Genomic DNA, 16,041 nt, shown 5'->3' with positions numbered 1-16,041 from the left:
AAAACCAGTTCCCTGAAAATCTGGGCCGAACACGTGCAGGCCCATGCGCAAAGCGCTGCACTGGAGCAGGAACTGGCGTACTGGCAAACACTGTTACAGGATGTCAGCGATACGCTGCCCTGCGACCATCCGCAAGGCGGGCAACAGCAGAAACACGCGTCGTCGGTAGTGACCCGACTCGACAGCGAGCTGACCCGACAACTGCTGCAGGAGGCCCCTGCGGCCTATCGCACGCAGATCAACGATTTGCTCCTGACCGCGCTGGCGCGGGTCATCAGTCGCTGGACCGCCCAACCGCATGTGCTGATCAGACTGGAAGGCCATGGCCGCGAAGACCTGTTCGACACGCTGGACATCACCCGCACGGTGGGCTGGTTCAGCAATCTGTACCCGGTCAGGCTCTCGCCACAGGCCGCGTTGTCCGATTCGATCATGACGATCAAGGAGCAACTGCGCGCCGTGCCCGACAAGGGCATTGGTTATGGCGCGCTGCGTTACCTGGGCAGCGACCCGGCTCGTCAAACCCTGCAACGGTTGCCGCAAGGCAGCATCGTGTTCAACTACCTGGGCCGGTTCGATGGCAGTTTCGATGCAGGTAACGCGCTGTTCATACCGTCCGCTGACAGCGTGGGTGCTTCGCAGAGCGCCGACGCGCCACTGGCGGCGCCGATCAGCATCAATGGTCAGGTGTATGGCGGCGAGTTGCGCCTGAGCTGGAGTTTCAGTGCCGCGGTGTTCGAAACCGACACCATGCAGCGGTTGGCTGCTGAATACGCCGTGGAACTGCAACAGCTCGTTGCACACTGCACGGATGGGGGCGCAGCCGGCGTCACGCCGTCCGACTTCCCGCTGGCCCGCCTGACCCAGGCGCAATTGAACGGCCTGCCGATGGCGGCCCGGGATATCGAAGACATCTACCCGCTGGCACCGATGCAACAGGGCATGTTGTTCCATACCCTGTTCGAGCAGGCGGCGGGCAATTACATCAATCAGATGCGTGTCGCCGTCAGCGGACTGGATGTCCCGCGCTTCAAAGCCGCCTGGCAGGCGACCCTGGACGCTCATGAAGTGCTGCGCAGCGGTTTTGTCAGTCATCTGGACCCGTCCGCTCAGGCCGAACCGCTGCAAGTGGTGTTGCGCCAGGTTGCGCTGCCGTTCGTCGAGCTGGACGCCAGAGGGCAGACGCCAGACTGGCTGGACGACTGGGCCGACGCGGATCGTCAGCAGGGCTTCGAGCTGACGCGTGGTCCGCTGCTGCGCCTGGCGGTGTTGCGCACCGATGACGATACCCACCAATTGATCTATACCAGCCACCACATCCTGATGGATGGCTGGAGCAGTTCGCGGCTGCTCGGCGAAGTGCTGCAACGCTACAGCGGCCAGACACCCGCCAGACAGGTCAGCCGCTATCGCGACTATATCCAGTGGCTGCAACGTCAGGATGTAGCGCTCAGCGAACGTTTCTGGACCGCGCAACTGGCCGGGCTGGACGAACCGACGCGTCTGATGCAGGCGTTCACCTCGTCAGCCGCCGAGCAAGGCTATGGCGATCATCTGCAACTGATCGATGCACAGACCACTCAGGCGCTGAGCGAATTTGCCCGCGAACAACGGGTGACGCTCAATACGCTGGTGCAATCTGCCTGGCTGCTGGTGTTGCAACGCTACACCGGCCAGTCCAGCGTGACCTTCGGCGCCACCGTGGCCGGACGACCGGCGGATCTGCCGGGTGTCGAGGAGCAACTGGGGCTGTTCATCAACACGTTGCCTGTGATTGCCAGCCCGCGTCCGGAACAGTGTGTCGCCGATTGGGTGCAGCAGGTGCAGGCGAAAAACCTCGCCCTGCGCGAACATGAACACACCCCGCTGTACGAGATTCAGCGCTGGGCGCGCAGCGCGGGCGAGGCACTGTTCGACACTATTCTGGTGTTCGAAAACTATCCGGTGTCCGACGCGCTGCAGCAGACCGCGCCACCGGGACTGGTGTTCGGCGGTCTGCACACGCAGGAGCAGACCCATTACCCGCTGACACTGTTGGTCAATCTCGGCCAGACCCTGTCGATGCGTTTCAGCTACGACCGCCAGTGCATGAGCGATTCCGAGGTGATGCAGTTGTCGGCGCATTTCCAGCACCTGTTGCAGGCGCTGATGGCGGATCCGGCGGCCGCGCTTGGCGAGTTGGCGCTGCTGGATTTACACACGCAGCAGCAGGTGTTGCGCGACTGGAATGCCACGTCTGCGCCGTTCCCGAGCGAGCACTGCCTGCATACGCTGATCGAGGCCCAGGTAGCGGCGACGCCAGATGCCCCGGCGCTGATCTTCGAGGCCCGTTCGCTGAGCTACGCGCAACTCAACGCCCGCGCCAACCAACTGGCCCACCGCTTGCGCGAGTCCGGTGTCGGCCCTGATGTGCCGGTCGGTATCTGCGTCGAGCGCAGCCTGGAACTGGTGATCGGTCTGCTGGCCATCGTCAAGGCCGGTGGTGCCTACGTGCCGCTGGACCCGGACTATCCCGAAGATCGATTGGCGTACATGATCCAGGATAGCGGCATTGGCCTGTTGCTGACCCAGACCGCGTTGCTGAAACAACTGCCACTGCCGACTGCGATGCAGAGCCTGTGTCTGGATCAGCTTGACTGGCTGGCCGCTTACAGCACGGCCAACCCGCGCAACCGGACGCATCCGCTGAACCTGGCGTACATGATCTATACCTCCGGTTCGACCGGTAAACCCAAGGGCACAGGCAACAGCCATCGGGCGTTGGTCAATCGCCTGCACTGGATGCAGAAGTCCTACGGACTGGATGCGACCGACACCGTGTTGCAGAAAACGCCGTTCAGTTTCGACGTGTCGGTCTGGGAGTTTTTCTGGCCGTTGCTGACCGGCGCACGTCTTGCAGTCGCGCTGCCGGGCGATCACCGCGACCCTGAGCGTCTGGTGCAAAACATTCACCAGCATCAGGTCACGGCGCTGCATTTCGTGCCGTCGATGCTGCAGGCCTTCCTCACCCATGATCAGGTGGAAAGCTGCCAGAGCCTGAAGCGCGTGCTGTGCAGTGGCGAAGCCCTGCCGGCGGATGTGGCCGGGCAGGTGCTCAAGCGCCTGCCGCAGGTCGGTCTGTATAACCTGTATGGTCCGACCGAAGCGGCCATCGACGTCACGCACTGGACCTGCACGGCGGACGACGCACTGAGCGTGCCCATCGGCCGCCCCATCGACAACCTCAAGACCCATATCCTCGACGACGGTCTGCTGCCTGCCGCACCCGGCGTGGCGGCGGAGCTGTACCTGGGCGGCGTCGGTCTGGCGCGGGGTTATCACAACCGTGCGGCACTGACGGCCGAACGCTTCGTGCCCGACCCATTCGACGAGCAGGGCGGCGGTCGCCTGTATCGCACTGGCGATCTGGCGCGCTACCGTGACGGGGGAGTAATCGACTACGCCGGGCGCATCGACCATCAGGTGAAGATTCGCGGTCTGCGCATCGAACTGGGTGAAATCGAAGCGCGGCTGCATGAACACGATGCTGTGCGTGAAGCCAGCGTGATCGACATCGATGCCGCAACCGGCAAACAACTGGTCGCCTACCTGGTGCCGAGCCATGCGGACCACAACGCGCAAACCTTGCGTGAAACCCTGAGCGCGCACCTGAAAGCACATCTACCGGATTACATGGTGCCCGCGCATTTCGTGCTGCTGGACGTCATGCCGCTGACCGCCAACGGCAAGCTGGACCGCCGCGCCTTGCCCAAGCCCGACACCGGCCGCACGCAAGGGCATATCGCACCACGAACCGCTTTCGAACAGCGTCTGGCGGCGCTTTGGCAAGAGGTACTCAAGGTCGATCGCGTCGGGTTGAACGACAACTTCTTCGCCTTGGGTGGGCACTCGCTGCTGGCGGTGTCCCTGGCCGGGCGGATCCGCGAAACCTTCGACGTCTCGATCAAGCTGCATGATTTCCTGCTGATGCAGACCCTGGGTGAGCTGGCCGACTTTCTGCGTGCGGGCGAGGCCAAGGTCAAGTCGGCGGTGATCCGCATGAACACCTGTCACTCGACCCGCACTCCGTTGTTCTGCCTGCCGCCGGGCGGTGGCGGTACTTACTCCTACTATCCGCTGGCCGGAAAACTCAATGACGATCGTGTCGTCTATGGTCTGGTCAACAAGGCGTACGTGGTGCCGGGCTGGTTCGATACCTCCTGGGCCGAAATGGTCGATTACTACCTGGAGCAGATCCGCGACACTCAGCCGTCCGGTCCTTACCGCCTGCTGGGCTGGTCGATGGGCGGCGCGCTGGCCATCGAGGTTGCCCATCGTCTGGAGCAAAGCGGCGAAACAGTGGAGTTCGTCGGCCTGGTGGATACCCAGTTGCCAGCCTCCATCGGTATGCAATGGATTCAGGAGGATCCGCAAGCTGCCGCGCAGCAGCAGGGCGAGAACTACTACCGTAGCCTGATCAAGAGCCTTCAGGCCTTCGTGCCCGGTTTGCAGGAGGACGCGATTGTCAGCTTGATTGAAACAGTGCGGCAGTCGGTGTCCAGCGAAAGTGAAGTCATCGACCTTGTGGTCGACAAGGTTGCGCTGGATGCCGGCATTAGCGCCGACAGCCTGCGTAGCGTATTCCAGGACATCGCCGTGCAGGACGAAATCGAAACCGGCTATCGCCTGCTGGACGCCAACGCCCGCCTGAGCGAAGCGTTTGCCTTGAAACCTCTGGAGGTAAAAGTCGACTGCTGGTGGGCAGGCCAAAGCCGCGAACCCGAGCAGATCGCCAAGGCCGAGCAAACCGTGCGGGAACAGTGCTCGGTGAACGGCCTGGCCAGCTCGACCGTCATCGACCAGCGCCACGACAACCTGGTGATCGCCGACGCCTTCCTGCAAAGCCTGGTGGCGCGATTGAAGACATAGCCAGACGTGCGGAGTCACAGTGTTGCGGACGTGCCCCCCAAAGCCAGTCTGCAGACACCGAACTCACCAAATCCACATCTCCGCGCCATAAGTGACGCAGAGCGTCACGGGTGTCATGCCCATGCAGAGCGATGGGGACGATCAACATATCGCCTCCCAGCGAGTACCTCGGTAGTGCAAACACCACCGATCCCGAATCAGTGTCAGGACGAAGGAACCCCGGCGCAGCCGGGGCCGGAACCGGAGCCCGGACTTTGGCTACTTTGGTCCCTCAAAGTAGCGCGCCGTAAGGGCGCAACCGAAACCCGAACCGAGCGCCAAACCCACTGAATCCACAATCCCATACCCGGACGTGATGCAAACCGTCACGAGCGGCATGCCCACACATAGCGATGGGCACGATCAAGAATGACGCGATAGTGCAAACACCACCGACCACTCAAAAATCCCCGCGCACGGTCAGCACATAATTGCGTGGGTCGCCATAATAATTCCCCCGATCAATATCGCCCGTCGCCTTGTAATAAGTGCGATCCAGCAAGTTGTTACCATTGAGCGCGATAGACCAATGCTCATCGAGTTTCCACGACACCCTCGCATCCCAGATCGCCCGGCCGGGGTTTTCAATGGCTTGGGTCGACTCGACCTTAGAATAGCCACTCTGCGCCGACACCCCCGCACCCAGCGTCAGACGATTCCACGCACCGGGCAGGGTGTAGCTGCTGCTCAGACGAAACAGGTGCCGCGGCGTTTCGGCGGAAATGGATTGCCCGTCACTGCCCCGTGTAACATTGAAGGTATAGCCTGCCAGCGCCTGCAACCCCGGCAGCACCTCGCCACTGGCTTCCAGTTCGAACCCCTTGCTGCGCCGGACGTCACCGTTGAGGTAACAAGTGCCGTAGCTGTCATTGCCCGGGCAATTGCCACCGTTCGCGGTATCTTCCACCGCCACGTCTTTCTGCTTCACGTAAAACAGCGCGAAGGCCAGGTTCAGGCGCTTGTCGAACAGCTCGCCCTTGATCCCGGTTTCATGGCTGGCGCCGATTGCCGGGTCGAGCAGACGGCCCGCCGCGTCCCGATAGCCGCTTTGCGGCAGAAAGATGTCGGTATAACTGGCGTACCACGACCACTCGGGATTCAGGTCATAGATCACCCCGACAAACGGCGTGACCTCATGACGCTGCTGCGCCTTGGCCGTCAGTGCGGCCGAGCGGGCCTGATAGTCATACCCGCTGACGCGTCCACCCAGCACCAGACTCAGGGAGTCGCTCAGGCTCAAGCGCAGGTTGCTGTAAGCACCGTAACGCTTGTCGCTGAAATCGGTGATGCTGCTCCAGGCCGGGCGGGCCGGTTCGGCGAGCGCGTGATGATTCGGGTTGAAGACGTCCAGCGCCTGACTCGATGCGACCAGCACCTGACGCGAACGGCGTTGCTGTTCCGACCAGTTGGCTCCCACCGTCAGTTGATGGCTCAGGCCGAAGGCCTCGAAGCGACCATCCAGATGGCTGTCGAAACCGGTGCTCTGCAGAGTGTCGGAGCGAAACAGAGTCTTGAGCGGACGGGAGCCGCTCAGGGTCTGCGGGTCAATTGCGCCTTGGGCGTAAGCCACTCGCTGATCAAAGTCCCCTCTGGAATGAGTGACTGACAGTGTCCCCACCCAGTCCTCGCTGAAATGATGCTCCAGCTCGCTGAATACCTCGTCGGTTTCGGTCTGGTGGCGGTTCCAGTCCTGGGCCAGTGACGTGGAGCGCGGCAGGTCCAGTGCACGGCCGTCGCTGTAGCGTGGCAGGCCGAAAATCGTGAAACCCTGGATCTCTGTCCGCTGATGGCGCAGGCCCAGGGTCAGGGTGGTGTCTTCGCTCAGGTCCGTTTCGACGATGCCGTACAGCAGTGGCGCGGTTTTGTGCAGTTCGTCGGTGAAGTAGCCGCGGTCTTCGTAGGACGCCACGAAGCGGCCCCGCACGTTACCTGCGTCGTTGAGCGCGCTGCTGCCGTCTACATCCATGCGGTAGTTGTCCCGGCTTCCGGCGCGGCTAATCACCGAGAATTGCGGGATTGCAGTGGGACGCTTGCGCACCAGATTGACCGTGCCTCCAGGGTTGCCTGCGCCGATCAACAGCCCGGCGGCACCGCGCAGGACTTCGACCCGGTCGTAGATCGCCATGTCCGGAGTCATCCAGCCGGTCACGCTGTAGCCTTGACCCGGTACGCCATCGAGGGTGTAGCTTTCGTCTTCCATGGCGAAGCCACGCGAGCTGAACACATGGGAGCCGAAGTTGCGCTGCGAGAAGGTGATGCCGGGTGTCTGCGCCAGGACTTCGTCAAGCCCGCTCAGGTTCTTGTCGTCCATCAGTTGGCGAGTCATTACGGTCACCGATTGCGGCGTTTCGCGCAGTGATTGAGGCGACTTGTTTAGGCTCACGGCGCTGGTGGTGTAAGCACCGCTCCCCTCGGTGGTGGCCCCGAATTGCCGGGCCTGGATGGCCATGGGGCCCAGCGTCATGCTCGGTGCAGCCGGTGTCTGACTCAGTGTCAGCGTGTTGGCCTGAAAGGTGTGCGCGATGCCTGCCTTGTCGAGCAGCTCAGCGACGGCCTGCTCGGGTGTCAGCCTGCCGCGCACCGGGCTGCCGGTCTTGCCACGCACCTCATCCGGGTTGTAGAGCACTTGCAGGTCGGCCTGTCGGGCCAGTGCCTTGAGCGCACTGCTCAAGGGCTGCGCCGGAATGTCGAAGTCCAATTCCTCCGCCATTACGTTGCCTTGCACGAATAGCGACAACACCAGCCCCAGACCCCGCAACGTCAAACCGGCTGCCCGGTCTTTATCGAGGTGGTTCACGCATCGCGGGTGGAACCGTCTGGCGGGTGGCAGCATAGGTGTGATGGCTCTTTGTGATCGCTGGTGCAGGATAGTGCATGTTCATGAGCAGGCGCGTGTCTGAGGTCGTTGTCGACAAGTCGTCGCAGAGACCGCGAAAGCACAAAAAGCCAAGGGTTTCCCCTTGGCTTCGTGGTGGTTGCTGTCGCCCGGTTGCTGGCGCGGTGGATCAGAAATCTCCGCGCAGGGTCAGCACATAACTACGAGGTTCGCCGTACACGTTGGATCGGTCAGTGGCCACGGACGTGGTGTAGTACTTGCGATCGAACAGGTTCTCCGCATTGAGCGAGACCCGCCAGTGTTCGTCAAGCTTCCACGACGCACGGGCGTCCCAGATTGCGCGACCGGCAACGCCCAGTTGATCGTTTGAAGGTACTTCGTAGCCCGAATCCGCCGAGACACCGGCCCCCAGGGTCAGACGGTTCCATGCGCCCGGCAGGTTGTAGCTGGTGTTGAGGCGCAGCATGTGTTTCGGTGTTTCGTAGGCCACTTCCGAGTCGCCATTGTTGCGCAACATGTTGTAGGTGTAACCACCGAATACCTGCAGGCCAGGCAACACTTCGCCGCTGGCTTCGATTTCCACGCCCTTGCTGCGCTTGACTCCGTCCTGCACGTAGCACGAACCGTCCGAGCTGGTCGGACAGAAGACCGAAGCTGCATCGGCCGACAAGTCCACCGCCGCCACATCGCGTTGCTTGATGTAGAACAGCGCCATCGACAGGTTCATGCGCTTGTCGAACAGCTCGCCCTTGAAGCCGGTCTCGTAGTTGGAGCCGATGGCCGGGTCCAGCGGCGCGCCATTGACGTCCACGTAGTCGGCTTGCGGGGTGAAGATATCCGCGTAACTGGCGTACCACGACCAGTTGTCGTTGATGTCATAGATCAGACCCGCGAACGGCGTGAATTCCCGGGTTTCCTTGGACTCGTAGCTGTTCGCCGCGCCGCGCTTGACGTCGTATTGATAATCGTACCAGCTCAGACGGCTGCCCAGCACGACGCTCAACGGTTCGGTCAGGTGAATCCGTGCATTGGCGTACAGCCCGGCGCGCTCTTCGGTCATGTCGATATCGGTGCCCCAGGCCGGACGATTCGGCTTGGCGAAGGCGTTCTGGTTGACATTGAAAATGTTGATCGGCGATGCGGTTCTCACCGTGGCCTGCCTGGTGTTGGACTCCTGACGCGACCAGTCGGCACCCAACGTGAGCTGATGGTTCAGGCCAAAGGCATTGAAGTTGCCTTCCAGCTGGCTGTTGAGGCCGGTGCTCTGGACTTCGTCGCGGCGGAACAGCGTGTTCTGGAAGGTCGAGCCCGCCAGTGTGGTCGGGTTCACCGCACCACGCGCATACGCAATCGCCTGATCGAAGCCGCCCTGCGAGTAAGTCAGCGAGGTGCGGCTTCTCCAGTCATCGTTGAAGCGGTGCTCGATTTCAGTGAACACCTCGGTCATGTCGCTCTCGAGGCGGTTCCAGTCCTGCGCCAGGTTGGTCGAGCGCGACAGCCCGATAGACTGGCCGTTGCTGTAGCGCGGCAAACCGTAGATGGAGTAGCCGTTGATGACCTGTTCCTGGCGACGCAGGCTCATGGTCAGCGTGGTGTCGTCGGTCACATCGGCTTCGACGATGCCGTACAGCAGCGGCGTGCGGCTGTCGCGGCCATCCAGGTACGAACCGCTGTCATCGTAGGCGGCGACCATGCGGCCGCGCAGGGTGCCCGAATCGTTGAGCTTGCCGCTGCCGTCCAGATCGACCCGGTACCGGTCCCAGGAACCGGCGCGGGTGGTGACGGAAAATTTGTTTTCGGCGGTCGGGCGCTTGCGCACCAGGTTCACCGCGCCACCGGGCTGACCGGCGCCGACCAGCAGGCCGGACGCGCCACGCAATACTTCAACGCGGTCGTAGATGGCCATGTCCGGCTGCATCCAGCCGGTAATCTGATAGCCCTGGCCGCCGATGCCGTCGACCAGAAAACTCTCGGCCAGCAATGAGAAACCGCGCGAGGTATATACATGCCCGCCGAAGTTGCGGTACTGGAAGCTCATGCCGGGGGTGTCTTCCAGCACTTCGCTGAGGCTGGTCAGGTTGTTGTCATCCATCACCTGGCGGGTCACGACGCTCACCGACTGCGGCGTTTCACGCAGCGATTGCGGTGCGCCCTTGCCAATGCTGACCGCGCCCGTGGTATAGGAACCGGTGCCATCGGTGGTGGCGCCGAGTGATCGGGAGTCGATTGCGGTCGGTGCCAGGGTGACGGTGCCTGCACTGGCCGAGCCTTGCGTGGTCGCTTCCTCTGTCTGGGCCTGTGAGGCCAGCGGCATGCAAAGCGCGAAACCCATGGCTGCCATGGATGGCCGGGAACGGAACATCGGGCTGAGCAGCAAGGCTTTGCTGAGCGGGGTGAGTCGTGACGGGTTGTGCATGACGTAGCTCTTTCTAGTAGGTATCGGCAGAGGGCAGAAGCGTTGTCCGGATCCGCGCCGTCAGGGTTCGTCATGAAACCGGGCAGTCTGGAGCAACTTTTTTATAAGCAGCCGGGCGAGAAGACAGCCGTGCGCACCGTTCGCTGTAAATGAGAACGAAAGCGACTTGCAGTTATTTAATGAATTTTTCACAAGTCGCGAAAAAAGATGGCTGATCGCTAGCAGTCGATTCGACAGATGCGGTCGTGCAAGCAAAGAGCCCCGCTCGCGGCAGAGCCGGGCGGGGCGTCAATGGAAGGTGAAATCAGGCCGAAACGGACGTGTTCTGCACCTGTTCGACGTCGATTTGCCCGGCCTGCATCCGCACCAGTTGATCGGCAATGTAGAAGTACCGATCGTCGTGGGAGATCACGATGATGGTCTTGCCCTGTTGTTTGAGTTCCGGCAGCAGCTCGGTGTAGAACACCCGCCGAAAGGCCGGGTCCTGATCGGCAGCCCATTCGTCGAACACCAGCACCTGACGTTCGTCCAGCCAGGCGTTGATCAGCGCCAGACGCTTGCGCTGGCCGGTCGACAGGTCAGTGGTGGTAAAGGCGCCGTCACGGATGCTGACCTTGTGGGCGATGTCCAGACGCGCCAGGTATTTGCCCGCGTCCTCCGGGAGCCTGGCCTGACCCTGCAACGGCTCGTCGAACAGGTAGTAGTCAGCGAAGATCGTGGTGAACAACTGGCGATAATCGTCCAGTTTCTCTGGTGTGACCGACTGACCGTTGAGGCGGATTTCGCCCTGCTGTGGCGTGTATAGACCCAGCAGCAACTTGATCAGCGTGGTCTTGCCACAGCCGTTCTCGCCGACGATGAACACAATGTCGCCCTGCTTGATGCTCAGGTTGACCGGGCCGAGGTGAAACGCATCGCTGCCTTCCACGGGTGGGTAGTCGTAGCGCAGTTGATGCAGTTCCAGCGTGTGCAGACTGGTCAGCGAACTGGGGCGGTCGCTGACCAGCAGGTGCGGCTCGGGGCTGGAGAATTTCCACGACAGCTCGGCAATGCGGCGCATCGCGATTTGCGCCCGGCTGATGGCAGGCAGGGAATTGATCAGGCGCTCCAGCGGGCCTTTCATGTACAGCATCACCAGCACGAAGCCGCCCAGCACGGTTTTTTCAGTGGTTGGCCACAGGGCTTGAAAAGCGATGGCCATGCCGATCACGGCAAAGAACAGCATCGACCCGAACGTCTCGGCACTGACGAAGATATTCGCGGCACGGATGTTCGAGCTGCAGATCTGTTCGGTGGCACCGTGAATCTTTTCATCGAGCATGTGCTGGCGACGCTTGCGCTGGATGCGCAGCTCCTTGGCTCCGGCCGACAGCGCCTGATAGTGCTTCTGCAGTTCGTCTTCGCCGTTGCGCGCGGCCTGAATGCTGCGCGTTCCGAAGGCGTGGGCTACGTACTGCGCGCCGGTGCCCAGCACCACAGTCAGTACCGTCAACGCCAGAATCTGCCAGGACAACAGCGCCAGGTAGGTCAGGCAACCCAGCGTCACGGTGAACGCGATCACCATCGGTGCGACCGACAGGGCGAAGGTGCTGAGGGTGTTGACGTCATTGAGCAGCACCGGAATCAGCCGGTGCGAGCGATAGCGCTCCAGTTGTTCGATGGGCGCGACCAGCACCTTGGCCGCCAGTTCACGGCGCAGGTTGGCGACCACCCGCTGGCCGACGTAATTGGTGGACAGGTTGGACAGTGTCGAGCACGCCAGCGTCAGCACGCACAACCCGGCGAACAGCAGCGCCGTGTGGGTGTTCGGTCCGTCCGGCAGGTTCATCGCGTTGTTGATGGTGGCCAGTAGCGCAGTCACGCTCAAGCCACTGACGATCCCCAGCACCGTCGACAGCGCCACCAGCCACCAGAAAGGTTTGAGGAGCCTCAGGGTTTCCCGGGCGAGGCTTTGCGTTTTGAGGGTCATGATGGTTCTCGTCAGTGTCCGTGGTTGCGGCCCTCGCTACCGGCCGCAGGCTCGAATGAATCGGTCAGAGGTCACGCATGACCCTGAAGCCCAGCCAGTCGCCCCGTACATCGGGCTGGCGGCTGTTGCGGTTGCCGGAGCGGGAGAAGATCGGCGCTTCGGTCCAGTCGTTGCCACGAATCATCTTCCAGGTGCAGTCGCCTGCCAGCCAAGGGCTGCCATCGGTGGGTGCGCCGTTGTAATTGCTGGTTTCGCAATCGGCGGTCCACTCATACACATTGCCGTGGGCGTCGTAGATGCCGAAGTCGTTGGGACTGTAGCTGCCGGCCGGTGCGGTGTAGCTGAAGCCGTCTTCCGGGCCGTAAGTGTTGGCGTGTTTGGCGATGCCGTAGGTCTTGCCTTCATCCATCGGGAACGGGAACGAGCCTTTGCTGCCGCCACGTGCGGCGTATTCACGGGCCGCTTCGCTGACCATCCGGTACGATTTTCCGGTCTTCTTCGACAGCCAGGCGACGTAGGCCTTCGCTTCGTTCCAGTCCATGCAGACGGCGGGCTGCCGCGGGCCCAGCGGGTAGCGCGGCTTGCCAGCCTTGCACTCGCGTCCCGGTCGGGTGTCGCCGTCCGGCATTTTGTAACCGGAGCTCTTGATGTACGCGTCCCACTCGGCGCTCAGCACTTGAAAGCGGCTGATGGCGAAGGGCTTGGCGAAGGTGACGTCGTGCATCGGGCCTTCGTCCGGCTGGCGACCCAGTTCTTCCTCCGGCGCGCCCATGGTGAAGGTGCCCGCAGGCAGCACGACCATTTCGGGGCAGTCCTTGCAGTCCTTGAACACTTTGCCCGGCTCGGGTGTGGCGGCCTGGGCGGTACTGCTCAGCGACAGGCCGAGCAGCGAGGTCAGGGACAGGGTGAACACAAGCTTTTTCATGAAGGGCCTCGGTGGCAGAAAACGTAAAACGGGCTGAGCAGGGTGCAGGCGTCAGGTACGCTGGCTGAGCAGGGCCATGAACCGGTCAACCTCGGCTTCACTGTTCAGCAGGCCGGGCGCGGTGCGCACCACCGGGCCGACATCGCGGCTCACGGCGTCGACCACCATGCGGTTCTTCATCAGCCAGGCGGCCACTTCGTCGCTGGCCTGATCCTTGATCCTGAAAAAACTGAAACCGGCTGACAGTCCAGGGTCCATCGGCGTCACCAGCTCGACATTGCGCTGTGCCAGCAGACGTTCTTTCAGGTAGGTGTTGAGCTGGTGGATGCGCGCCTGAACGTCGGCCTTGCCCAGTTGCAGGTGCAGTTCGAACGCCTTGTTCAGCGCCCAGCGGTGTTCGAACGAGTGATAGCCGCCCGGCGTCATGGTGGTGGCGAAGCTGGTCGCTTCCGAAAAGGTCGGGATTGTCGGCGTGAGATCGGTCATTTGTTCCGAGCGGGCGCAGACGATGCCGGTGCCGCGTGGGCCGAACATCCACTTGTGCGTGCCGGCAACGAAGTAATCGCACTTCATGTCCGGGAAATCCAGATTCTCCACGCCAAAGCCGTGTACACCGTCGACCACATAAAGAATACGGTCCCTGGCGTCGCGGTTGCGATTGTGTTCCTCGACCAGATCGCCGATGGCGCCGAGCGGCAGCTTCACGCCACTGCCGGACTGTACCCAGGTCATGCCCAGCACACGTGTTTTCGGCTGGATACTGCGGGCAATCGAGCCGATGATTTCGTCGCTCGATACGTGCGCGGGGTCTTTGAAGAGGCGAATCCTGCGCACCTGAGTGCTTTCGCGCCGCTGGCGGAAATCAAGGATGCTGCGTGCGCATGAATGTTCGTGTTCGGTGGTGAGGATTTCCTGATCCGGCCGTACGTGCAGGCCGCCGTAAATGATCGCCAGGCCTTCGGTGGTGCTACCGGTCAGCGCGATCTGACCGGGGTTGGCGTTCAGGTATTTACCGGCCCAGACCCGCACGTCGTGCTCGCGCCGCTCGGTTTCCTGCAGGTCCCAATCCATGGCCAGGCCGGGGTTGCGGTCGATGTGGGCGCGGTGCTGTTCGATGGCTTCACGCACGGGCCTGGGGTGTGAAGTCACCAGAAAATTGGAGAAATGGATGTAGTCAGGGTCCTGATTGAACAGTTGCTTCAAGCCGGTCCACTTGTCTGCCGACCTCGTCTGCGGCGTGGCCGACGCCAGGGCTGGCGTTATCAGGCCTGAACCCAGCGGCAGGGCCGCGGCCAGCCAACCGGCCTGTTTCAGAAACGTTCTGCGATCGCTCATGGCCGAGCCTCCGCCCTGGCCGATGCCTGGACCTGTTCCCAGACCCGCAGGAAGTTGCCGCCCCACAGTTTGGCGATGTCGGCTTCGGCGTAACCGCGCTCGATCAGTTCGGCGGTCACGTTGCGAATCTCGCCGACATTGTTGAAGCCGTCCACGCCGCCTCCGTCGTTGAAGTCGGAGCTGATGCCGACGTGATCGATACCGATCTTCCTCACCGTGTAATCGATGGCGTTGACGAAGTCCTTGACCGTGGCCTTGGGTTCTTCTTCGAGAATTGCGTACAGCTTGCTGGCATAGGCACCGAAGCGTTGCTCGGGCCAGACGGTGATGATGGCGTCGCCGGGCATCAGCGCCATGGCCAGATTCGGCAGCGGCGGCAGGTCGAATTCCTTACGCAAGGCGTTAAGCTTGTCTTGGGTTTTCTGGCTCAAGGGCTTGAGGTAGGCGGGGAATGCAACCACCTGCACCACGCCGCCGCTCTGTTTGATCAACTGCATTTCTTCATCGCTGAGGTTGCGCGGGATGTCCACCAGCGCACGGGGTGCCGAGTGCGAGGCGACCATCGGTGTGCGGCTCAACTGGCTGACCTGTTCCAGTGCCTTGCTCGACATCTGCGACACGTCGATGATCACGCCCAGATCGTTCAGCCGCTGCACGGCCTGCTTGCCGATTTCCGACAGGCCGCCCAGAGCGTCAGGGGTATCGTTGAGAAACGGCAGGGGACGGGAGGAGTCCGCCCAGCTGTTGTTGCCAACGTAACTGAAACCGAACATGCGCATGCCGCGTGCCGTCCACTGATCCAGCAGGTTCAGGTCATTGCCCAGCGGATAGGCATTGAGCATGCTGATGAAGATCGCGAATTTGCCTTCGCCGTGCAGGCGACGCATGTCGTCGGGTGTGTAGGCGATACCTACCTGATTGGGGAAGTCGCGGACCATACCGGTGATGATCTTGTAGCGAACTTCCTGCTGCTTGCGTGCTTCGTCGACGAAACCGGGGGTTGGACGATGCGGGGCGTTGGCGCCGTTCCAGATTTCCGGCCAGCCGAACACGGTCAGGGCCGCGCCGGAAAGGCGACCGCGTGCGGTCTTCACCAGGTCGAACTGCCCGGAGCCGTCCGTGTCGGCTTCATTGCGCTCGCTACCGAACTTCATCGGTACGGTGATGTGGCTGTCGAAGGAAATGATCCGCTCCTGCAGGTCTTCGGCCTGTTTCATGACCTTGACCGGGTAACCGGCCGGGGACCAGTAATTCCAGGCCAGGTAGCCCGCACCCGCACTGATGGCCAGAGCCAGGGGCAGGCCGATGAAAAGAGCCTTTTTCCAACGCGGTTTTGTCATTGCCGTCTCGTTCAGGTGATCGTGCAGGCCTGCCTTGTCTGCGGGCATGAGGGCCGTTGCTATGTGGGGAGAACGAGCGGATGGCGAAAAAATTTAGCAGCGGCCAGACGGGGGAAGATGTGGTCGCCGCGCAAAAATGGGCCATTCATGGCCCAGTGCGGCTCAATCGGTGTCCCTGCCGACTGCTCCCCAAATCAACGCCAGGACTCAGCCTTCACCCACGTCGCAATCGGCGGTGTTCTCACTATCGCTTTAGAGGTGGGCGCGCCATGA

7 protein-coding genes are annotated in these 16,041 nt (G+C 62.0%); 1 reads left to right on the top strand and 6 read right to left on the bottom strand.

The features are described 5' to 3' along the window. The coding region (locus BZK31_RS14435; protein ID WP_157900739.1) for a non-ribosomal peptide synthetase at nucleotides 1–4,908 on the top strand (4,908 nt) is incomplete at its 5' end. A 439-nt stretch (nucleotides 4,909–5,347) separates the two neighbouring features. Here the strand turns inward: BZK31_RS14435 and BZK31_RS14430 are convergent. The 6 genes from BZK31_RS14430 to pvdM all read right to left on the bottom strand — a co-directional run bounded on the left by BZK31_RS14430 (nucleotide 5,348) and on the right by pvdM (nucleotide 15,768). Then, entirely contained in the window at nucleotides 5,348–7,657 is a 2,310-nt protein-coding gene (locus tag BZK31_RS14430) for a TonB-dependent siderophore receptor (protein ID WP_244182686.1), read from the bottom strand. 295 nt (nucleotides 7,658–7,952) lie between these two features. After that, nucleotides 7,953–10,199 carry a TonB-dependent siderophore receptor gene (locus tag BZK31_RS14425; protein WP_083183636.1) on the bottom strand — a complete coding sequence of 749 codons (2,247 nt, stop codon included), beginning with the start codon at nucleotides 10,197–10,199 and terminating at the stop codon, nucleotides 7,953–7,955. A gap of 304 nt (nucleotides 10,200–10,503) precedes the next feature. After that, the gene (locus tag BZK31_RS14420; protein ID WP_083183635.1) at nucleotides 10,504–12,168 is read right to left on the bottom strand and encodes a cyclic peptide export ABC transporter; all 1,665 of its coding nucleotides are present in this window, start codon (nucleotides 12,166–12,168) and stop codon (nucleotides 10,504–10,506) included. 64 nt (nucleotides 12,169–12,232) lie between these two features. Continuing rightward, complete coding sequence (pvdO, locus tag BZK31_RS14415) at nucleotides 12,233–13,093, bottom strand: dihydropyoverdine dehydrogenase (RefSeq protein ID WP_083183634.1); 861 nt, start codon at nucleotides 13,091–13,093, stop codon at nucleotides 12,233–12,235. Nucleotides 13,094–13,144: 51 nt separating this feature from the next. Beyond that, on the bottom strand, nucleotides 13,145–14,428 hold the full coding sequence (gene pvdN, locus BZK31_RS14410; RefSeq protein WP_083183633.1) for a pyoverdine-tailoring periplasmic protein PvdN: 1,284 nt from the start codon (nucleotides 14,426–14,428) through the stop codon (nucleotides 13,145–13,147). Continuing rightward, entirely contained in the window at nucleotides 14,425–15,768 is a 1,344-nt protein-coding gene (pvdM, locus tag BZK31_RS14405) for a pyoverdine-tailoring dipeptidase-like protein PvdM (RefSeq protein ID WP_083183642.1), read from the bottom strand. The genes pvdN and pvdM overlap by 4 nt, the downstream gene beginning before the upstream one ends. Between the last annotated feature and the right edge of the window lie 273 nt (nucleotides 15,769–16,041).

This window comes from Pseudomonas floridensis (assembly GCF_002087235.1).
Taxonomy (GTDB): Bacteria; Pseudomonadota; Gammaproteobacteria; order Pseudomonadales; family Pseudomonadaceae; genus Aquipseudomonas; species Aquipseudomonas floridensis.
This window is presented reverse-complemented; position numbering and strand designations above follow the sequence as displayed.